This window comes from Ruegeria sp. HKCCA4812 (genome assembly GCF_013034245.1).
GTDB lineage: Bacteria > Pseudomonadota > Alphaproteobacteria > Rhodobacterales > Rhodobacteraceae > Ruegeria.
In genome coordinates, this window is sequence record NZ_WQFQ01000008.1 from 1 (window position 1) to 19,035 (window position 19,035).

18 protein-coding genes are annotated in these 19,035 nt (G+C 57.9%); 10 read left to right on the top strand and 8 right to left on the bottom strand.

The window, feature by feature from the left end; genetic code table 11:
* Positions 1-450 precede the first annotated feature (450 nt).
* On the top strand, positions 451-2,070 hold the full coding sequence (locus GOW04_RS17795) for a GMC family oxidoreductase (RefSeq protein WP_171233480.1): 1,620 nt from the start codon (positions 451-453) through the stop codon (positions 2,068-2,070).
* A 5-nt stretch (positions 2,071-2,075) separates the two neighbouring features.
* Here the strand turns inward: GOW04_RS17795 and GOW04_RS17800 are convergent, their stop codons facing one another.
* Positions 2,076-2,921, bottom strand: coding sequence for an SDR family oxidoreductase (locus GOW04_RS17800; protein ID WP_171233481.1), 846 nt, complete (start codon positions 2,919-2,921; stop codon positions 2,076-2,078).
* A gap of 88 nt (positions 2,922-3,009) precedes the next feature.
* Between GOW04_RS17800 and GOW04_RS17805 the strand changes: the two genes are divergently transcribed.
* Complete coding sequence (locus GOW04_RS17805) at positions 3,010-3,642, top strand: class I SAM-dependent methyltransferase (RefSeq protein ID WP_171233482.1); 633 nt, start codon at positions 3,010-3,012, stop codon at positions 3,640-3,642.
* 24 nt (positions 3,643-3,666) lie between these two features.
* Here GOW04_RS17805 and GOW04_RS17810 read toward each other — a convergent pair whose 3' ends face one another.
* Together GOW04_RS17810 and GOW04_RS17815 are read right to left on the bottom strand one after the other, a co-directional pair.
* A complete protein-coding gene (locus GOW04_RS17810) occupies positions 3,667-4,656 on the bottom strand; it encodes a sterol desaturase family protein (RefSeq protein WP_171233483.1) in 990 nt (329 codons plus the stop codon).
* 23 nt (positions 4,657-4,679) lie between these two features.
* On the bottom strand, positions 4,680-5,435 hold the full coding sequence (locus GOW04_RS17815) for a class II aldolase and adducin N-terminal domain-containing protein (protein ID WP_171233484.1): 756 nt from the start codon (positions 5,433-5,435) through the stop codon (positions 4,680-4,682).
* 112 nt (positions 5,436-5,547) lie between these two features.
* Between GOW04_RS17815 and GOW04_RS17820 the strand changes: the two genes are divergently transcribed.
* The 5 genes from GOW04_RS17820 (at position 5,548) to GOW04_RS17840 (ending at position 11,022) form a co-directional block, all read left to right on the top strand.
* Complete coding sequence (locus GOW04_RS17820) at positions 5,548-6,417, top strand: LysR family transcriptional regulator (protein ID WP_171233485.1); 870 nt, start codon at positions 5,548-5,550, stop codon at positions 6,415-6,417.
* A gap of 108 nt (positions 6,418-6,525) precedes the next feature.
* A complete protein-coding gene (gene ade, locus GOW04_RS17825; RefSeq protein WP_171233486.1) occupies positions 6,526-8,328 on the top strand; it encodes an adenine deaminase in 1,803 nt (600 codons plus the stop codon).
* Positions 8,325-9,788 carry an AMP nucleosidase gene (locus tag GOW04_RS17830; protein WP_171233487.1) on the top strand — a complete coding sequence of 488 codons (1,464 nt, stop codon included), beginning with the start codon at positions 8,325-8,327 and terminating at the stop codon, positions 9,786-9,788. The genes ade and GOW04_RS17830 overlap by 4 nt, the downstream gene beginning before the upstream one ends.
* 130 nt (positions 9,789-9,918) lie before the next feature.
* Entirely contained in the window at positions 9,919-10,206 is a 288-nt protein-coding gene (locus GOW04_RS17835; protein ID WP_117871130.1) for an HU family DNA-binding protein, read from the top strand.
* A gap of 327 nt (positions 10,207-10,533) precedes the next feature.
* A complete protein-coding gene (locus GOW04_RS17840) occupies positions 10,534-11,022 on the top strand; it encodes a CHAP domain-containing protein (RefSeq protein WP_371814418.1) in 489 nt (162 codons plus the stop codon).
* Positions 11,023-11,223: 201 nt separating this feature from the next.
* On the opposite strand, the gene GOW04_RS17845 is transcribed toward GOW04_RS17840, so the two are convergent.
* Positions 11,224-12,420 carry a BCCT family transporter gene (locus GOW04_RS17845; RefSeq protein ID WP_171233584.1) on the bottom strand — a complete coding sequence of 399 codons (1,197 nt, stop codon included), beginning with the start codon at positions 12,418-12,420 and terminating at the stop codon, positions 11,224-11,226.
* A 182-nt stretch (positions 12,421-12,602) separates the two neighbouring features.
* Here GOW04_RS17845 and GOW04_RS17850 point away from each other — a divergent pair, with 182 nt between their 5' ends.
* Positions 12,603-13,490 (top strand): DMT family transporter, encoded by an 888-nt coding sequence (locus GOW04_RS17850; RefSeq protein ID WP_171233488.1) that lies wholly within the window; start codon positions 12,603-12,605, stop codon positions 13,488-13,490.
* On the opposite strand, the gene GOW04_RS17855 is transcribed toward GOW04_RS17850, so the two are convergent.
* Entirely contained in the window at positions 13,466-13,987 is a 522-nt protein-coding gene (locus tag GOW04_RS17855) for a glutathione peroxidase (protein WP_152459672.1), read from the bottom strand. The two genes, GOW04_RS17850 and GOW04_RS17855, sit on opposite strands and share 25 nt — an antisense overlap.
* Positions 13,988-14,132: 145 nt before the next feature.
* Between GOW04_RS17855 and msrB the strand changes: the two genes are divergently transcribed.
* The gene (msrB, locus tag GOW04_RS17860; protein WP_170345953.1) at positions 14,133-14,579 is read left to right on the top strand and encodes a peptide-methionine (R)-S-oxide reductase MsrB; all 447 of its coding nucleotides are present in this window, start codon (positions 14,133-14,135) and stop codon (positions 14,577-14,579) included.
* A complete protein-coding gene (msrA, locus tag GOW04_RS17865) occupies positions 14,579-15,091 on the top strand; it encodes a peptide-methionine (S)-S-oxide reductase MsrA (protein ID WP_171233489.1) in 513 nt (170 codons plus the stop codon). The genes msrB and msrA overlap by 1 nt, the downstream gene beginning before the upstream one ends.
* 39 nt (positions 15,092-15,130) lie before the next feature.
* On the opposite strand, the gene GOW04_RS17870 is transcribed toward msrA, so the two are convergent.
* From GOW04_RS17870 to GOW04_RS17880, 3 genes are all read right to left on the bottom strand, one after another.
* Complete coding sequence (locus GOW04_RS17870) at positions 15,131-17,134, bottom strand: hydantoinase/oxoprolinase family protein (protein ID WP_171233490.1); 2,004 nt, start codon at positions 17,132-17,134, stop codon at positions 15,131-15,133.
* 72 nt (positions 17,135-17,206) lie between these two features.
* Positions 17,207-18,244, bottom strand: coding sequence for a tRNA epoxyqueuosine(34) reductase QueG (queG, locus tag GOW04_RS17875; RefSeq protein ID WP_171233491.1), 1,038 nt, complete (start codon positions 18,242-18,244; stop codon positions 17,207-17,209).
* A gap of 74 nt (positions 18,245-18,318) precedes the next feature.
* Positions 18,319-18,984 (bottom strand): glutathione S-transferase family protein, encoded by a 666-nt coding sequence (locus GOW04_RS17880; RefSeq protein ID WP_152459944.1) that lies wholly within the window; start codon positions 18,982-18,984, stop codon positions 18,319-18,321.
* Between the last annotated feature and the right edge of the window lie 51 nt (positions 18,985-19,035).

The following is a 19,035-nucleotide window of genomic DNA, read 5'->3' on the forward strand; positions in this document are numbered from 1 at the left end:
CGTCAGGCCGTCTCTCCGACCCGTCAGCACCGCCTCAGCAGCGCCGGTGAAGGGGTATTTACGGATTAGGTCTGGGACCTGCAACCCCCATTTTCAAAAAACTTTGAATTTTGCGTCGTTTTCTTGCGTTTGTTAACCAAAACAATAAGTTAACTTAACAAATCAAGAACTCCATGCCGCCTGGAACGTGCGGACATCCCAAGAAGGAACCACAAAACTTGCCCTTGCGGGGGAATCGAGGGGTTCGACAGACAGAAACGACCTGCAAAACCTTTCTGCACCTTTTGTGCAGCCCGGACCTGACCATCAAGAAAAGGTTGGGTTACGCAAAAAACTGACTTTGGGTCACAGTTGTTTTTTTGCTCCATTAACGCACTCTCACCGGGAAGGTGGTAACCCTGCCCGACCAGTCAAGAAAACGAAATCGTCGCAAGAGGTGCGCAAGACAGCATGGATTTCGACTATGTCATCGTAGGCGGCGGTTCGGCCGGTTCTGTTCTGGCCAATCGCCTGAGCGAAGATCCATCCACAAGTGTCTGCCTGCTTGAAGCAGGTGGCGGTGGGAAAAGCCTTTTCGTCAGAATGCCTGCCGCTGTTGTGACCGCACTTCCCGGGCGTCCCAGGATCAACAACTGGGCCTTTGAAACGGTCCCGCAGCCCGGTCTGAACGGGCGCAGAGGATATCAACCGCGCGGCAAGGCACTGGGCGGCTCGAGCGCGATCAACGCCATGTTGTATGTAAGAGGTCAGCAGCAGGACTATGATGGCTGGGCCGATCTGGGCTGCGACGGCTGGGACTGGGACAGCGTATTGCCGTATTTCAAACGGGCCGAGAACAATGAGCTTGGCGCAGACAGCGTGCATGGTGACAGCGGGCCGTTGCAGGTTTCACGGCAAAAAGAGCCTCGTCCAATCACCCATGCGTTCATTCAAGCCGCACAGCAGCTGCAACACCGCCATACCGAAGACTTCAACCGGGGTGATAACGAAGGCGTCGGTCTGTATCAGGTTACCCAGTTTCACGACCCGGCAAAGAATGGGGAACGGTGTTCCGCGGCAGCTGGTTATCTTTTCCCAGTTTCCGGCCGACCGAACCTGACTGTCATCACGCATGCACATGGCAGCAGGCTGCGCTTTGAGGGCAGGCGCGCAACGGGCGTTGTATACCGGGTGAGAGGCAAGGGCGCAGACATCACCATTCAGGCGAAACGCGAAGTCCTGCTGTGCGCAGGGGCCTTGAAAACGCCGCAACTGCTTCAGGTTTCAGGTGTTGGCGCAAAAAGCGACCTTGATCCGCACGGAATCGCGATTCACCACGAACTGCCCGGCGTGGGACGGAACTTGCAGGATCATCTGGATTTCGCGCTGATCTTCAAAACCAAAGACACCGACAATTTTGGTATCGGCCCGACAGGGGTAGCGCGGTTGTTGCGACATATTCAACGGTGGAACAAGACGGGTGTCTCGATGGCGGCTACGCCATTTGCCGAAGGCGCAGCGTTTCTGAAAACCACCCCCGATCTGGAGCGTCCCGACATTCAGCTGCATTTCACCATCGCAATGGTCGATGATCATGCCCGCAAGCTGCATTACGGGTACGGGTACAGTTGCCATGTTTGCAAGCTGCGGCCGGAAAGTCGGGGGACCGTAGGCCTGAACAGCGCAGATCCCACGGCGGCGCCCGCCATCGATCCGGCGTTTCTGTCAGACAAACGCGATCTGGAAACCATGATCAAAGGCGCGCGAATGGCGCGGGATATCCTCAACGCGCCAGCTTTGGCCGAGTACCGGCACAAAGAACTGTTCGGCACCGATACCGCCCAGACAGATCAGGATTGGGAGAAGCACATCCGCGCCCGCGCCGACACGATCTATCACCCCGTGGGCACCTGCAAAATGGGCGTGGACGAAATGGCGGTCGTCGACCCCCAGCTTCGCGTGCGCGGGCTTGAAGGCCTGCGGGTCGTCGATGCCTCGGTGATGCCGACATTGGTGTCGGGCAATACAAACGCGCCCACGATCATGATAGCCGAAAAAGCGGCGGACATGATCAAAGCGGCGGCGATGTAAGGACGCTACTTGCCTTTCATCAGAGCTTCCAGCCCGACACGGTAATTGGGATAGATCAGATCAATACCCAGTTCTTCCTTGATCCGGTCGTTTCGAACCCGCTTGTTTTCGTTGTAAAAACTGCGCGCCATCGGCGTCAGATCGGCGTCGTCGAACCGGACCGCAGGAGGCAGGGGCAAACCCTGCAACTCGGCTGCGTATCCTATGACATCCTGCGGCGGAACCGGTTCGTCGTCACATACATTGTAGATGCTTCCCGGATTCGGCTTCATCATCGAGGCTTCCAATATCTGCGCGATGTCTTCCACATGAATGCGTGAAAACACCTGACCCGGTTTGATAATGCGCCGCAATCCACCACGCTTGAGCTTGGAAAACGGACCGCGCCCCGGCCCATAGATACCCGCTAGACGGAAGATGTGAACAGGCAGGCCCGGAATGGCCGACCATTGCTCCTCGGCCAGTATACGCCATCTTCCGCGCTTGGCGGTCGGTGTGGGCGGCGTGTCCTCATCCACCCAGCCACCCTGATGGTCGCCATAGACGGCCGTTGTCGACAAGTAGCCCACCCATTCGAACTGACTGGACCGCTTGGCAATTTCATCGCCCAGCGCCGCCAGCACAGGATCACCCGCTTCATCTGGCGCCGTCGAGATCAGCAAATGGGTCACCCAATCAAGGTTCAGTGCATCACCCGGCCAGATCAGCGGCTCGGCGCCAGAGGCCCGGATTGCACCCGTCCCTTCAAGGTCTCGCGTCGTGCCAAAAATTTTCCAGCCCTCAGGGGCAAGTTTTCGGGACAGGGCCTGGGCAGAATAGCCATGGCCGAATGAAAAGAGCGTCTTGGTCATGCCCCTTTGATGATCTGCGTCGTACCGGGATGCAAGCGCCGCATGGACGCACTTGAATCGAATCTTCGATTGCGCCTTTCTGTTGGCCATGAGCAAAAAAACACCTGACCTGCATTCGGCCTATGCGCTGAGTTCTCCGGACGAGAACAGACAGCTCTATGCGGAATGGGCGGGAGATTATGATGACAGTTTCGCCGCGCGCGAAGATTATCAGCTTCACACCCACACGGCACGGGCATTTGTCGGCGCGGGCGGTCAGGGGCCCGTTCTGGATGTCGGAGCAGGAACCGGCCTGTGCGGCGCGGTGCTGTCGGCGCTTGGCGTCGGACCCATTGATGCAACCGACATCAGCGCAGAGATGCTGGATCAGGCGATGAGCAAGGACATTTACCGGGACGCGATCGAAGCGGACCTGACCCGAGGCATTCCGGTGCCCCGTGAAAGCTATTCCGGCATCGTCTCTTCCGGGACCTTCACCCACGGCCATCTCGGCCCCGAGGTCTTTCCCGCGCTTTTGCGTGTCGCACGGCCTGGTGCGCAGTTCGCTCTTTCGATCAATGCCCGTCATTTCGAAAAATTGGGTTTCGCAGAAAAACTGCGTCAATTGGAACAGGGTCAAATTCGAAATCTGACCCTGCCCGAAGTTCGCATTTATGGCGATCTTGCTGCTGGCCCCAACAAAGACGACACGGCGTTCATTGCTTTGTTTGAGCGGGTTTAAACTAAGGCAATCACGCCGAAGCCATCAGGAGTACATCTGCTTTTTGTACGCGCGCGTACGCGTTGTCGCCTCAGCCGAGCCATCGTGGTAGGTGCCGAACCACTTGTCGAACGGGATTTCGGACGTGCCGTAGTTGCACTCGAAATACCTGTGATGAAGCTGGTGGAAGAAATCCCCAGCTCGCGCAGCCTCGGTTTCGCCAGCTTTCAGTTTTTCGAACCCTGAATGGGACAGAACCGGGCTGATCTGCTGGAATGAACTGTGAAACAGCAGATGCAGCGGATGAGACGGCACAATCAGGTGGATGAAGTAGGTGGTGAAATACAGCAGGTTTTCATACCAGTGGTTCGAAATCCCAGACCAGGGCCCGATATTGACATTGCGGTGATGCACGGCGTGGACGTGTTTGTAGAGCTTTGGGTGATGCTCTAGCCGGTGCACCCAGTAAAAGTGCAGGCCAGACCACATCGGAATGAACATCATCCAGACCACAAACCAAACCGGAGCTTCAGCCCAGGTGATCGTCGGCGCCCAGCCGTTGGCCATCGCCCAGTAGATGATCCACTGGTAAACAGTGGCAACCGTCATGGCGCTGCCCAGCGTCCACCAGATATTGTCCCAAACCTGATTGCGGAAAGAAAACGTTCCGTTGTTCCGTGTCAGATCCCGGCGGTCGAACTTTTTATACATGCCCTGCCCTTTTCGCATGTAAAGCCACCAATGCAGCCCCCCAGCCACCAGGATTTGCGGCACCATGTTCAACAGCCAGATCCGAAACATCCAGCCGGGTGCAAAGCTCTGCATCGTCTCTAATGCAGGGAAAAAGAAGGCATAGGCAATTATCGCCAGAACCATGCACAAGGTCAGGGACGTGATCTGCAACCACGCGCCGCTGTACCATTTCAGCACTGCCGCGGGGCGCGGTGGCCAGCTGAACAAAGGGTTCAGACCCACGGGACCTTCGGGGTGATAGTGCCAGCGGGCGGTTTCGGGATCCGGGGCGATATCCGTCATGATGCTCTCTTTGGGATGTGCAGTCAGGTTGCGTAGTCTGATTCCTCTGCGTCGAGAATCGCCTTGATCTCACGCAGGTGCGCCTCGGCCTGATCGGGATAGTCATCCAGCTCAAGCGCTGTTTTTTCGGCAATCTCATCCGACAAGACTCGCAGGGGCCGCCCGGTCTGCAAGGCACGAATGTAGGTTTCGGCCGCGCGTTCGAAATAATACAGCCTGTTGAAGGCATCCGCAGGGTCGCTGCCGATGACCAGAACACCGTGATTGCCCATGATCATGACCTTCTTCCTGGGATCGGACAGCATCCCGGCGCAGCGTTCACCCTCACTTTCAAAGGCCAGACCTCCGAATTCTTCATCTACCACGTAGCGGTTGTAAAAGGTCGCCGTGTTCTGATCGATCGGCGGCAATGAACTGTCGGCCAAAGCCGCCAGAACAGTCGCAAAGATCGAATGCACATGCATGACGCAACGCGCATACGGGCAGTGGCGGTGGATTGAGCCGTGCAGCCCCCAGGCCGTCGGGTCCGGCGCGCCAGGTAGTTCCATCACATTCGGGTCATTGGCATCCAGCAACAATAGATCCGAGGCACGAATGCGCGCGAAGTGCACCTGATTGGGGTTCATCAGAAACTGCGTGCCGTCATCATTCACCGCCAGGCTGAAATGGTTGGCAACCGCCTCATGCATGTTCAACCGGGCCGTCCAGCGGAAGGTGGCGGCCATATCCACGCGCTCGGACCAATGATCGATATTGGGACGAAGACTGGTGAGGCTCATGCTTGGCTCCTTTCGCGGCTGGTCGAGGCTAAACCTGCATGGGGTCCGGCAGTTTGACCAACGAAAAAAACGCAACTATCCCATTAGCTGAACTTATGCCGAGGTTATGTAGATGCAGAACTCGCTTCCTCCGCTGGGCTGGTTGCGCACTTTCGAAGCCGCCGCACGCCATCTCTCGTTTACCGGCGCGGCACGAGACCTGAACATGACGCAAAGCGCCGTCAGCCAGCAGATTAAATCTCTGGAAGGGCATCTGGGGCAGCCACTGTTTCTGCGCCGCCCCAAAGCTCTGGAACTGACCGAGGCCGGAATCACCTATTTGCCAGTTGTGCGAGAGGCATTCCGGACACTGATGCGCGGAACCCGGGCGGTTACCGGCGCGCAACCAAACGCGGTTCAAGTGCAATGCAACATCAGCTTTGCCGTCAACTGGCTGGCCCCGCGCCTGCCGGCGTTTCGGGCGGAACATCCGCATGTTCAATTGAACGTCTTCACCGAGCTTTGGGAACCGCGCGAAATGGCCGAAGGCGCGGCGGTCGAGATTCGGTTCTCGCTCCGCCCGTCCGACACGGTCCGAACTGAAATTCTGCGTACCGAACACTATTATCCGGTCTGCACACCAGATTATCCGGTATGCTTGGAAAACCTTCAGGAACAGCCACTTTTCGACTGCTCCAACCTGCTGTCCAACTGGCCAAGTTGGGCGGAAGATCAGGGTCTGAATTGGGGAAATCCGCCGATAACCTACGCGACGACCTATCTGGTTTGCCTGTCAGCGGTCATGGCTGGTGGTGGTCTTTGCCTAGCACATGACGCGATCGCCAGTCATCTGATCAAGCGCGGTCAGCTGGTCGCGCCGTTCAAGCACCGTGCGCGAATGCCCGAGTCCTACTATCTGCTGCTGTCCCCGCAGGCCGAGGACACACCCGGCGCCGTGGCCTTTGCCAACTGGGTGCGGCGTGAGATCGGATCTGTTGCGTAAAGGGAAACGCGCGCGCCAGAACCAAAAGACGTGCCCAACATGTATGAGGAATCCCCAAGACCGAAGAACCGGGGTTGCACCCGCTGGCGCATTCGTGAAAGTTGAGCCATGGAATACACACCTTTCCCAAGCTGGCCCGATGTCGCCCCCAAATTGATCGCAGTTGCAGCCGGACGCGAGGCGGCGGACATGGTCATTCAGGGCGGAATCTGGGTGAACGTACACAGCCGCGAATTGTTGCCCGATCATTCTGTGGCGATTGCTGCCGGGCGCATAGCATTCGTCGGACCGGATGCCTCGCATTGCGTGGGTCTGGATACGGAAATCATCGAAGCACAAGGGCGCTACATTTTGCCCGGCTTGTGTGATGCGCATATGCATATCGAATCCGGAATGCTCACCCCAGCCGAATTCGCCCGTGCCGTCATCCCGCATGGAACCACCAGCATGTTCACCGATCCGCATGAGATCGCCAATGTACTGGGTCTGGACGGCGTGCGCATGATGCATGACGAAGCCATGATGCAACCGGTCAATATTTTCACTCAGATGCCATCCTGCGCGCCATCCGCACCGGGGTTGGAGACAACGGGCTATGAAATCACGCCCGAAGACGTGGCCGAGGCGATGAACTGGCCAGGTATCATCGGGCTGGGCGAGATGATGAATTTCCCCGGCGTGATCCACGGCGATCCTAAGATGCTGGCCGAGATAGCCGCCACTCAACGGGCCGGGAAAACGGTCGGAGGGCACTATGCTTCGCCTGATTTAGGGCCTGATTTTGCGGCTTACGTGGCGGGTGGCCCGGCGGATGATCACGAAGGCACATGCGAGGCCGACGCCATTGCACGGGTTCGGCAGGGGATGCGCTCGATGATGCGTCTGGGGTCGGCCTGGTATGATGTGGAAAGCCAGATTACGGCCGTGACAGAAAAAGGGCTGGATCCGCGCAACTTCATTCTGTGCACGGATGACTGTCATTCCGGCACATTGGTGAATGACGGGCATATGAACCGCGTCGTGCGCCATGCCATTGCTTGCGGATGTGACCCCCTGGTCGCGCTGCAAATGGCGACGATCAACACGGCAATGCATTTCGGGCTGGAACGCGAGATCGGTTCCGTCACTCCGGGGCGGCGGGCGGATATCATCCTCAGTTCAGATCTGACCGAACTGCCGGTTGAGATGGTGATAGCCCGCGGGCAGGTTGTTGCGGAAAACGGTGCAATCAAAGTGGATTGTCCACATCTGAACTGGCCCGAAAAATCGCGCAATACCGTTCATCTGGGGCATGCGCTGACGTCGGCCGATTTTGAGATCAAGGCACCGGAAGGGGCCAACAAAGTTCGGGCCAACGTCATCGGCGTGGTGGAAAACCAGGCCCCGACCAAGGCATTGAAGGCCGAATTGCCGATCATTGGCGGGCTGGTCGAGGGCGAAGGCGAGGTGTGCCAAATCGCGCTGGTCGAGCGGCACCGGGCCACCGGGGGCGTCACCAACGCTTTTGTTTCGGGCTTTGGCTATCAGGGAAAAATGGCCATGGCCTCGACCGTGGCGCATGACAGTCATCACATGATCGTCGTCGGAACGGACCGGGGTCAGATGGCGCTGGCCGCCAACCGTCTGGCCGAAGTGGGCGGTGGCATCACCTTGTTCCGGGACGGGCAGGAACTGGCGCTGGTCGAACTGCCCATCGCAGGCCTGATGTCCGACAGCCCCGCCGCCGAAGTCGCGGCCAAGGCCGACAGGATGGTGCAGGCGATGCAGGACTGCGGCTGTCATCTGAACAACGCGTACATGCAGCATTCATTGCTGGCGCTGGTCGTGATTCCCGAGCTTCGAATATCGGATCTCGGGTTGGTCGACGTACGCACATTCGAAAAAGTAGAACTTCTGGAACCATTGGCATGACCACACTCCTGACACCGCAAGCACCCGCGCCAGAACAGTTTACCGATCCCGCCGCCGCTGTAGCACGGTTGGAAGAGCTGTATGTGCAGGCCACCGATTTCCTGTGCGACAGCTTTGCGGACGCCATGGAAAATGGGGCACCTGCCGCACGATTCAGAGCCTATTATCCGGAAATTCGCATCAAAACCTCGACCTATGCCCAAGTCGACAGCCGCCTGAGCTTTGGTCATGTGTCTGAACCTGGTGTTCATGCCACGACGGTGACGCGCCCGGATCTGTTCAGATCCTACCTGACCCAACAGATCGCCCTGTTGATCAAGAACCATGGCCAACCTGTGACAATTGCGGCGTCGGACACGCCGATTCCGGTGCATTTTGCCGTGGCAAACAATCCCGATCTGGTCGTGCCTCATCAGGGCGCAGCCGACTTCACCTTACGCGATGTGTTTGATGTTCCGGACCTGACAACCACCAATGATGACATCGTCAATGGCGTGCATGACCATGAAGATGCCGTTGGACCCTTGTCCCTTTTCACCGCCCAGCGCGTGGATTATTCGCTTGCCAGATTGGCACACTACACCGCCACCGACGCTGGTCACTTTCAGAATCACGTGTTATTTACGAACTACCAGTTCTATGTCTCGGAATTCGAAAACTACGCCCGAGAACAATTGGCGGACCCTGCCAGCGGCTATACCAGCTTTGTTTCAACCGGCAATACCGAGATCACGGACCCCAAGGCACCTATCGAACAACCGCTGAAACTGCCGCAAATGCCGACCTATCACCTGAAGCGCAAAGATGGTTCGGGAATTACTTTGGTGAACATCGGTGTTGGCCCATCCAATGCAAAAACCGCCACCGACCATATTGCCGTTCTGCGCCCGCACGCATGGCTGATGGTTGGCCATTGCGCCGGGTTGCGCAATACGCAGGCATTGGGCGATTTCGTTCTGGCCCACGCCTATCTGCGCGAAGACAAGGTCCTGGATGACGATCTGCCCGTCTGGGTGCCGATCCCGCCTCTGGCCGAAGTTCAGGTGGCGCTGGAACACGCCGTGGCGGAGGTGACGAAACTGGAAGGGTATGAGCTGAAACGGATCATGCGGACCGGCACCGTGGCTTCGGTCGACAACCGAAACTGGGAATTGCGCGATCAGTCCGGCCCGGTCCAGCGACTCAGCCAATCCCGGGCAATCGCGCTGGATATGGAAAGTGCCACCATTGCCGCAAACGGCTATCGGTTCCGCGTTCCGTACGGCACTTTGCTGTGCGTGTCGGACAAACCCCTGCACGGAGAATTGAAGCTGCCAGGCATGGCGTCTTCGTTCTATACCACTCAGGTCAGCCGACATCTGGCCATCGGCATCAAGGCGATGGAGCATCTGCGCGGCATGCCGTTGGAGCGCTTGCACAGCCGGAAACTGCGCTCCTTCGACGAAACGGCCTTCCTCTGACGCAAAAAAGCAACGTTTTCCCCATATTTTTAGGGGTTTCAGCGCTACTATTCGTTGTGTTTGGCCACAATATCCCGTTACAGTTACGCGGTGAGGCCCTATAGATCGGGCACGTTAAGGAGACCAAGAAATGGCAAAGCCTATGACAAAGACTCAGCTGGTAGCTGCTCTCGCTGAGGAAATGGGAACCGACAAGAAATCCGCAAACTCCGCGCTGGAGGCCATCACCGGCCTGATTACCCGCGAAGTTTCGGCCGGTGGCGCAGTGACCCTGCCCGGCGTCGGCAAAATCTACTGCCGCGAGCGGCCCGAGCGTCAGGTCCGTAACCCGGCCACTGGTGAAACCTTCACCAAAGAGGCCGACAAGGTTGTGAAAATGACCATCGCCAAAGCGCTGAAAGACAGCGTGAACGGCTGATTTCAGCTTTTCAGGACAACGATAAAGGGCCGCCTTCGGGGGGCCCTTTTTCTATCGTCTTGAATATGTTGTGCCTTCCGGGTTTGAACCCGCTTCGCACAGCATGTTTCGGCCCGGATATTCGCCACCCAAGTGAAAATGCGCCTTCAGGGTCAGAGAACTGGCAAAATCTTGCCGTGCGTTGACGGGCCTCTTTTCAAGGCTTGTCCGATCACCTTACAACTTCGTCAATCTTCGAACCGGCAATGAAGTATCTTGCAAAACAGCGTCTGTAGAAAGAGAACGACTTGGCCGCGCTTGTCTGGCAGCGCCCGTTCCGCGATTGCGGTGGGTCTTATCACTCTTGTCTCTGCCTGCGCGCAAAGCACCACCAATGAAAATCTCGACCCTGAACGTCAGTTGATGGCTCTGCAAGAGGTCTCGAAAAAGCGGGCCAGAGGGCAAAGAGTATGGTGCGTGCCCTACGCCCGAGACCTCAGCGGTATTGAAATTCGCGGCAACGCGAAGGACTGGTGGGGAAGGGCGCAGCAAGTGTTTGAGCGCAGCAAGGAACCGGTTGTTGGTGCGGTTATGTCGTTTCGGGCGACCCGCGGAATGCCCCTGGGCCATGTTGCTGTCGTATCCGATATCGTCACCGACCGAGAAGTCATCGTGAATCATGCCAACTGGCACCGAAACAAGGTGTCGTTGAAGATGGGCGTCAAGGATGTCTCAAAAAACAATGACTGGACGTTGGTTCGGGTTGAAAGCCAACCGGGCCGCTACGGCAATCCCTACCCGGTAAACGGGTTCATCTATCCGGCGGTAGACGAGTAGCCTTGCCCAACTTCATTTCACGGGCGGGTTGATTGCAACGCGGGCAACATTCCTTTTGATCGTACCGTAAAGGCAGCCGCCGCCCGGGTTGGGATGTCGCGCGTCTGAAAAGACCGCAGATTGTCCAAAGCTGCGATATTGTCGGTAAAAATAGAAACGGGCACCAGAGGTGCCCGTTTCTGTTCCGTGTCTCTGGTCCGGTCAGTGGACCGTTTCAACCTTGTGGAAGTCCAGATCACGATCTTCTGGCATCGCGTTGATGCTCAATACCTCCTGGCGTTTGGTGATCAGGATATAGACGACGCAAGCCAGATACAGCCCAACCACGACCGCTCCGATCCACTGGATTTGCAGCCACTGGCTTTGGAACAACAGGGTCAGGACAAACAGCAGTGCGACGTTGCCAGCCACATAGACCGCCTTTCCGAACCGCTCGACGGTCAGGTTCAGGTTGTCGGTGTACAGACGGATCAGCGAATCCAGAGAGTTGATCACGAACGTTACACCTACGATCACCATCGCAATGTTGGTGATGCCCGCGGTACTGATGCCGTTCAGGTGGTAATAATAAAGTACAGTGAACCAGATCCCCAGCGGGATCGACGGGAAGATCAACAGCGCGGCCAGCAACTGCCACGTGGTCAGACCACCCACAAAGCGCGACGTAAACTGTCCGATCATGATCGACCATGCAAACCACCAGAACAGGTAGAACGCGTGATAGTCGGTCAATGGCAGGACGAACTTGTGCAGGTTGGCGAAATAGGCGCCGATATTGCTGCCGGTTTCCACGAACCCGGTCACGCCCATACCTGCGGCTGCCCACATGCCCAGAATCAGGGCAAGGAACAGAAAGGTCGAACCGACGGACAGGATGCGAACGTATTTCAGATCGGTCGAGGAATAGGCCGCCGCCAGAATGACGACAAACACGATGATGTAGAAGGTGGTGACGACGGATTCGCCATCGCCGACCTCGGGCAGATAGCCGGGCAGGTAGATCAGGAACAGGCTGGCGGTGAAAGCGCATGTGCCGATGATGACGACGTTGTTGATCAGCTTGACCAGCGGGATCTCAAAGAACTTCACGCGGGGTTCGATCACGCAGAAGTAGAAAGCCGTCAGGAAGTAGAAGGCCCAGATCAGAAAACCCCAGAATCCGAATTCGATCGCCAGCGGGTTGGCAAAGGCATAGGCCGGGTCCTCGGCGTATCCTCCGAATTCGGTCAGTGGAAACATGATCAGGCCGACATCCAGGCCGGATGTGAACAGAATCGCGATGAACGTGAACAGATGAACCGGTGTCACGCCGACACAGCGCAGGTTCCACCATTTCACGACGAAGAAAGCGACCAGCCCCAATGCCAGCAGGACGCCGAACGATAGAATGTACTCCAGAAGCACCGACAAACCTCCCTTGATATGTCAGGTCCTGCCGCCGATATCTTTAATTGGCCGGTCAATCAATATAAACATGCGCAAGACTTTTCTTGCATCACGCATGTGTCTTTTTTGACGCGCACCGCTTGCGACCGACCCCAAAATCAGGAACAGTCCGCGCAAAGTGACAGGGGGTCTCCATGGATCTGCGCGCCATAGCCATGGGGCTGACATTTGCCCTGATCTGGTCATCTGCCTTTACCTCGGCGCGTATTATCGTGGCGGATGCGTCCCCTCTGTTTTCGCTGGCCTTGAGGTTTCTGATCTCCGGTGTTCTGGGGGTCATGATAGCTCGCGCGATGGGGCAAAGCTGGCACCTGACCCGAAACCAATGGCGCGCAACGATATTGTTCGGGATCTGCCAAAATGCCCTGTATTTGGGTCTGAACTTCTATGCGATGCAAACGGTCGAGGCTTCGGTCGCGGCCATAATCGCATCCACCATGCCCTTGTTGGTGGCGCTGGCGGGGTGGTTGATTTTCGACGAAAAGCTGCGGCCACTGGGTGTTTTGGGTCTGTTCGCCGGTTTCGCCGGAGTCGCCCTTATCATGAGCAGCCGGATCAGCGCGGGTGTTGATATGTTCGGGGTCGCGCTTTGCGGTTTTGGTGCTCTTGCCTTGACCTTTGCAACCTTGGCCGTTCGCGGTGCAACATCCGGCGGGAACTTCATGATGGTCGTCGGCTTGCAGATGCTGGTTGGTTCAGCCGCGCTGTTTGCGGCTGCTCCGGTCTTTGAAACCATCTACATCCACCCGACGCTGCCACTGGCGCTGGCCTTTACCTACACAACCCTTTTCCCCGGTTTGCTGGCGACACTGATCTGGTTCCTGCTGTTGGACCGGATCGGAGCCGTTCGGGCCGGCACCTTCCACTTTTTGAACCCCGTGTTCGGGGTCACCATCGCGGCGATCCTGCTGGGCGAGAAGCTAGGCGCCATGGATGCGGTTGGCGTCACGGTTACAACCCTTGGCATTCTTGCGGTTCAGCTTTCACGCCAGCCCGCTCAGGGCAGCAGGGCTTCGACCTGAGACAGCAGTTTGCGGGAATCGGGTTTTACATTTGACCCGAAAGTCGCCGCGACTTCACCCTCAGGATCGATCAGGATTTTGTTGAAGTTCCACTTGGGCGTGAACCCGGTCTGCGCGGCAACGGCCTTGTAGAACGGGTGAGCGTCAGCCCCTTTGACCGGAGTGATATCCGTCATCGGCAGGGTCAGCCCATAGTTCATCTCGCAGAACTGTTTCACCTCTTCCGCGGACCCAAGTTCCTGATTGAACGAATCCGACGGAACCGCAAGAACGACCAGCCCTTTGCCGGAATAGGCCTCATGTACCTTTTGCAGAGCCTTGTATTGCCCGGTAAACCCACATTGTGACGCGGTGTTGACCACCAGGATGGGTTGGCCGCGCCACTCTTCGATGGCCAATGTGCCTCCGTCGATCGAGTCGAACTCACCGGTCAGCGGTGCCGCCTGAACGGCGCGGCCCAGCAAGATCAGGGCAGTCAAAAGCAGCAATCTCATCATGTCTTGTCCTCCCTTTAATTCAGATACGCGTGACTCTGTTGTTCAGATCACTTGCACGACTGCGAGAGCGGTTTGAAATATCGCTTTGCTTTCCACCCCGCAGCCCCCAGATAATGGCGCAAACACTATTTCAGCCGGAGGATCCATGACTCGCTATACCAAAGACCCCACGGCCATTGCTGCGCTTTCACCCGAAGAGTTTCATGTCACCCAGCGCAGTGGTACAGAACGTCCGGGCACCGGGAAATACCTGAACAACAAGGAACCGGGCATTTATGTGGATATCGTATCGGGTGAGCCGCTGTTTGCCTCGACCCACAAATACGAATCCGGGTGCGGCTGGCCCAGTTTCACCAAGCCGATCGTGCACGAACATGTCGAAGAGTTCCGCGATACCACGCATGGCATGATCCGGACCGAGGTTCGTTCGAAACACGGCGACAGCCATCTGGGGCATGTCTTCCCGGACGGTCCGCGTGAACATGGCGGTTTGCGGTACTGCATCAACTCTGCCTCGCTTCGGTTCATTCATCGGGATGAGATGGAAGCCGAAGGGTATGGCGAATACCTGATTCATGTGGAGGATATCTGATGACCGAGCAACGCGCTGTACTGGCCGGGGGCTGCTTCTGGGGGATGCAGGACCTGATCCGCAAACTGCCGGGCGTGTCGCGTACGCGTGTCGGCTATACCGGCGGCGACGTGCCCAACGCGACCTATCGCAACCACGGTACCCACGCGGAAGGGATCGAGATCTGGTTCGATCCGTCTCGGATCAGCTATCGCGACCTGCTGGAATTCTTCTTTCAGATCCATGACCCGACCACGGTCAACCGTCAGGGCAACGATATCGGCATGAGCTATCGATCCGCGATCTACTACGTGGATGACACCCAGAAACAGGTGGCCCTGGACACCATCGCCGACGTGAATGCCAGCGGCTTGTGGCCCGGAAAAGTCGTGACCGAGGTCGAACCTGTCGGAGAGTTCTGGGAAGCCGAACCAGAGCATCAGGATTATCTGGAGCGGATCCCGAACGGCTATACCTGCCACTTCCCGCGTCAGGATTGGGTCCTGCCCAAACGCACAAGCGCAGCAGAATAAAGCACCACCTGCCCGGCCCCTCTGAAGCTTTCAGGGGGGCTAGCCCGCGGCCACCCGTGGACGTCCGCTTGCCTCGACCGTGATCAGCGCCTCGACAAAAACGTCCTTTGACTCGACTCGCGCGGTTTTGATGTCACGATCCACGATCACGCGAATGTCTTCTGCGCCGGCTTCTCGTACTGCGCCCTCTGCTTCGGACATTAGCACCTTTTCCAACAGGGCCAGAGCGTCCTCTGACGCGGCGAAGTCCTTCGAGCCATCCTCCAGATGCACACGATATCGCCCTTCCGCCGGGGATGTGACGGTGCCCGAGCGACGCAGGGTCAGCCGCCCCACGACAGCACCAATCGCATTTGCCACGCCCGCATGTTCCGGCAGGATCATTCGGCAGTGCAGCCGTTCACCCACCGCAGGGTAATAGCTGGGGGCCGACGCCCCAAGGCCAACCACATCCACATTCAAAGCAGCGCTCAGCGACAGCAACCCACGGTGTTGTGCCAACCCGCGCTGTGTCAGCACATGACGCGCCAAGTCTTGCGAAGGCAGACCAAAACCAACCTGTTCTTCGTCAAAAGCAGCCTCTAACAAGGTCAAACTGGTCTGTTCCGTCAATTGATCCACGATCATCTGGGCCAGCGCTTCGGGAGAGTTTGCCAACATATCCCCTGACCCGACCCGTTTGCGTGCCATCAGTTCCAATGCCTTGCGCGCCGCATCGACATCCCAGGCACGAACCCGCCCCAACACGTGACTGGCATCAGATGGCGTAACCCCAGACACCTGGATGATTCCGCGATCGACCAGGCGCATCAGCGCCCCGTTCTCCATCCGCGAACGCAGCAAGGCGCTCAGGGGCAGAACGCGATCTCCCAGCCTCTCCAGCAGGCTTTCTTCCCGCGCGCCGACTCCTTCAGCATGGATGCCGGGCACGCGGCGGGCAAAACGCGTATCATGCTCGCCCACGGTCGTGGCCCGCAATTGTTCATCCAGTACGGAATGCACAACGTCGGGCGCTTCTGATGCGATCAGCGAAACGGGCAACACGCGACGCGGGCCCAGGAAAACACCGCCCCGCAACCCTTCGGTCGCAACATGCACCTGACTGTCGCCGCCCAGACCATGGGTTCGCATCGCCACGGCTTCGACCATGGTGCGAAACCCACCCACCTGCGCCCCGGCCGGGTCGATCACGGGCTTTCCGTCCCGGATAAGCGCCACATCAGTGGTTGTTCCCCCGATGTCCGAGACCAGCGCATTGTCCGCTCCGGTAAGCCATCGCGCCCCGACGATAGAAGCCGCAGGCCCGCTCAGAATAGTCTCGATCGGCCGTTCCCGGGCCTGTTCCGCGCTCATCAGGGCGCCATCGCCGCGCACCACCATCATCGGCGCCGAAATTCCCAGCGCATGCAGTTGATCCTGTGCACGCCCGATCAATCGGTCGATCATCCCGATCAGCCGCGCATTCAGCACAGCCGTCACCGCGCGTTTCGGACCATTGAGCTTGGCGGACAAGTGATGCGAACAGGTCACCTGCGCCCCGGTTCTTTCCGAGATTATGCGCGCCGCTTCCAACTCGTGCGCCGGGTTGCGGGTGGCGAACTGAGCAGCAACCGCAAAGCCGGAAATTCCGTTATGCGAATCCAAAAAGGCCTCAAGCGCTGCGACATCCAAGGCGGCAGCCTGCCCGCCGGAATGGGTATGCCCACCGGCAATCACCAAGGCCGGATCGCCCTTCAGCGCCTCTTTCAGCCCGTGTTTTTCAAGATCACTGTCCTTGAACCCGATATAGATCAACGCGACACGACCACCCTGCCCCTCGACCAGAGCATTCGTGGCCAGCGTCGTCGACAATGACGCCATCGAGATCTGATCCGGCGTGACCTGCGCCTCTGCCAGCACAGACGAGATCGCCTTGCCCACCCCAATCGCCAGATCCGCCCGGGTGGTCAGCGACTTGGCCGAGGCGATGACTTCTTTCTCATCCCTGATCAGCACCGCGTCGGTATAGGTCCCGCCCGTATCTACCCCCAAAGACAACGTCATCGGGTCCTCCTGTCTGTTCGCTGCGGATGGGTTTAGCGGTTATGCACGACACGTCCAGCCTGTTTGCGGCAATTATGACAGTTGTTCCACCGCCCAACGCGCCGCCTCTGCCACGGTCTCATCCGGGTCTTCCAACAGACGCTGAGCCACTGTTTTCAGTTTCGGCTGTCCCGAGTTTCCAATGGCATACAGAACATTGCGCACGAACCGGTCCCGGCCGATTCGTTTGATCGGCGAGCCGGAAAACTTTGCACGAAAAGCGGCATCGTCCAGCGCCGCCAGTTCTTCCAAACCGGGCGCTTTCAGATCGTCCCGGGCGGCATAGCGCATATCGCTCGCTGCGACGGCAAACTTGTTCCATGGACAGGCCGCCAGACAATCGTCGCAGCCATAGATCCGATTGCCCAACTTTCCGCGCAGCTCATGGTCCACCGGGCCTTTATGCTCAATGGTCAGGTATGAAATGCACCGCCGTGCATCCAGTTGATAGGGGGCCGGAAAAGCATCGGTCGGGCAGCTGTCCAGACAGGCGCGGCACGATCCGCAATGATCGATCTCTGAATTGTCCGCCGGTAGGTCCAGAGTAGTGAAAACAGACCCTATAAAAGCCCAATTTCCCCATTCGCGGCTTACAAGATTGGTGTGCTTGCCCTGCCACCCCAGTCCGGCGGCATATCCCAGCGCCTTCTCGGGAACCGGCGCGGTATCGACATATACCTTTACCTCACCTCCGGCTTCGGCAATCAGCCATCGCGCCAACCGCTTCAGCCGCTTCTTGACCAGATCATGATAGTCCTTGTTCTGCGCATAGACCGAAATTGCACCACGATCCGGGTGTTTCAGGATCTCCGTCGGGTCATGTTCCGGCGTATAGCTTTCGGCCAACATGACCACCGATTGCGCCTCGGGCCAAAGGGCGGCAGGATCGCCACGCCAATGCGTGCGCTCGGCCATCCATCCCATTTGCCCGTGGTACCCGGCGTCCAGATATGCCCGCAAGCGTTTCGGAACCTGTGGAACATCCCAAGGGCGGCACACGCGACAGGCAACAAACCCCTCTGCCTGGGCTTGTTGCACCAACTTTTCCTTAAGATCCGGTCCGCTCTTCATCTGGCCAAAATATCCTCGGGGGAAATCGCGCCCTTGGCGCGATGGGGGGCAGACAGCCCCCCTTGCGCACCCTATCAGAAATCCAGATCAGCGTAATGGGGCGGCGGTCGGAACCCTGGCACCTGATCCGCCAGAATTGACCGAAATGCCGGTCGAGACTTGATCTTGGCATACCAGTCCTTGACCACCTGGCTTCGGTTCCAGTCCACGTCCGAGATGTAGTCCAGCGAAGACAGATGCGCCGCGGCCGCGAAATCCGCCAATGTCATCTGATCCCCGGCCAACCAACGGCGGTGATCCAGCAGCCACGCCATGTAATCCAGATGGTACTTGATCGCTTTGGCACCCTGTTTGACATTCTTGCTGTCCGGATACCCCTGTCCTGTCACCTTTTTGTTCACTCGCTCATACAACAGCTTCGATGTCACCTCGTGGTGAAACTTGTCGTCGAACCACCCGACAAGGCGTCTTACTTCAAACCTGGCTTCGGGGGTTTTCGGCATCAAAGCTGGCTCTGGGCGAGTTTCTTCGATGTATTCGCAGATCGCCGCGCTTTCCGACATGATCTGCCCATCCAGACGCAACACGGGTACTTTTCCTGCCGGGTTGCGCCGCAGAAAATCAGGATCCTGTTCCCAGTATCGCTCTTCTACCAGCTCAACCTCGATCTTCTTCTCCGCCAGCGACAGACGGACCTTGCGACAATACGGAGAGAGGGGAACGTGAAACAGACGCGCCATGGACTTCCATTCGAACCAGTGAATACCCGACAGATTTAGCCTTGGCAGATA

Bases quoted from the DNA above. Each gene is read 5' to 3' on its own strand.
- ade (WP_171233486.1), top strand. From the start codon at position 6,526: ATGGAATACACACCTTTCCCAAGCTGGCCCGATGTCGCCCCCAAATTG.
- GOW04_RS17820 (WP_171233485.1), top strand. From the start codon at position 5,548: ATGCAGAACTCGCTTCCTCCGCTGGGCTGGTTGCGCACTTTCGAAGCC.
- GOW04_RS17835 (WP_117871130.1), top strand. From the start codon at position 9,919: ATGGCAAAGCCTATGACAAAGACTCAGCTGGTAGCTGCTCTCGCTGAG.
- msrA (WP_171233489.1), top strand. From the start codon at position 14,579: ATGACCGAGCAACGCGCTGTACTGGCCGGGGGCTGCTTCTGGGGGATG.
- GOW04_RS17810 (WP_171233483.1), bottom strand. From the start codon at position 4,656: ATGACGGATATCGCCCCGGATCCCGAAACCGCCCGCTGGCACTATCAC.
- GOW04_RS17800 (WP_171233481.1), bottom strand. From the start codon at position 2,921: ATGACCAAGACGCTCTTTTCATTCGGCCATGGCTATTCTGCCCAGGCC.
- GOW04_RS17795 (WP_171233480.1), top strand. From the start codon at position 451: ATGGATTTCGACTATGTCATCGTAGGCGGCGGTTCGGCCGGTTCTGTT.
- GOW04_RS17870 (WP_171233490.1), bottom strand. From the start codon at position 17,134: ATGACGTTGTCTTTGGGGGTAGATACGGGCGGGACCTATACCGACGCG.
- GOW04_RS17880 (WP_152459944.1), bottom strand. From the start codon at position 18,984: ATGGCGCGTCTGTTTCACGTTCCCCTCTCTCCGTATTGTCGCAAGGTC.
- GOW04_RS17805 (WP_171233482.1), top strand. From the start codon at position 3,010: ATGAGCAAAAAAACACCTGACCTGCATTCGGCCTATGCGCTGAGTTCT.
- GOW04_RS17855 (WP_152459672.1), bottom strand. From the start codon at position 13,987: ATGATGAGATTGCTGCTTTTGACTGCCCTGATCTTGCTGGGCCGCGCC.
- msrB (WP_170345953.1), top strand. From the start codon at position 14,133: ATGACTCGCTATACCAAAGACCCCACGGCCATTGCTGCGCTTTCACCC.
- GOW04_RS17815 (WP_171233484.1), bottom strand. From the start codon at position 5,435: ATGAGCCTCACCAGTCTTCGTCCCAATATCGATCATTGGTCCGAGCGC.
- GOW04_RS17830 (WP_171233487.1), top strand. From the start codon at position 8,325: ATGACCACACTCCTGACACCGCAAGCACCCGCGCCAGAACAGTTTACC.
- GOW04_RS17850 (WP_171233488.1), top strand. From the start codon at position 12,603: ATGGATCTGCGCGCCATAGCCATGGGGCTGACATTTGCCCTGATCTGG.
- queG (WP_171233491.1), bottom strand. From the start codon at position 18,244: ATGAAGAGCGGACCGGATCTTAAGGAAAAGTTGGTGCAACAAGCCCAG.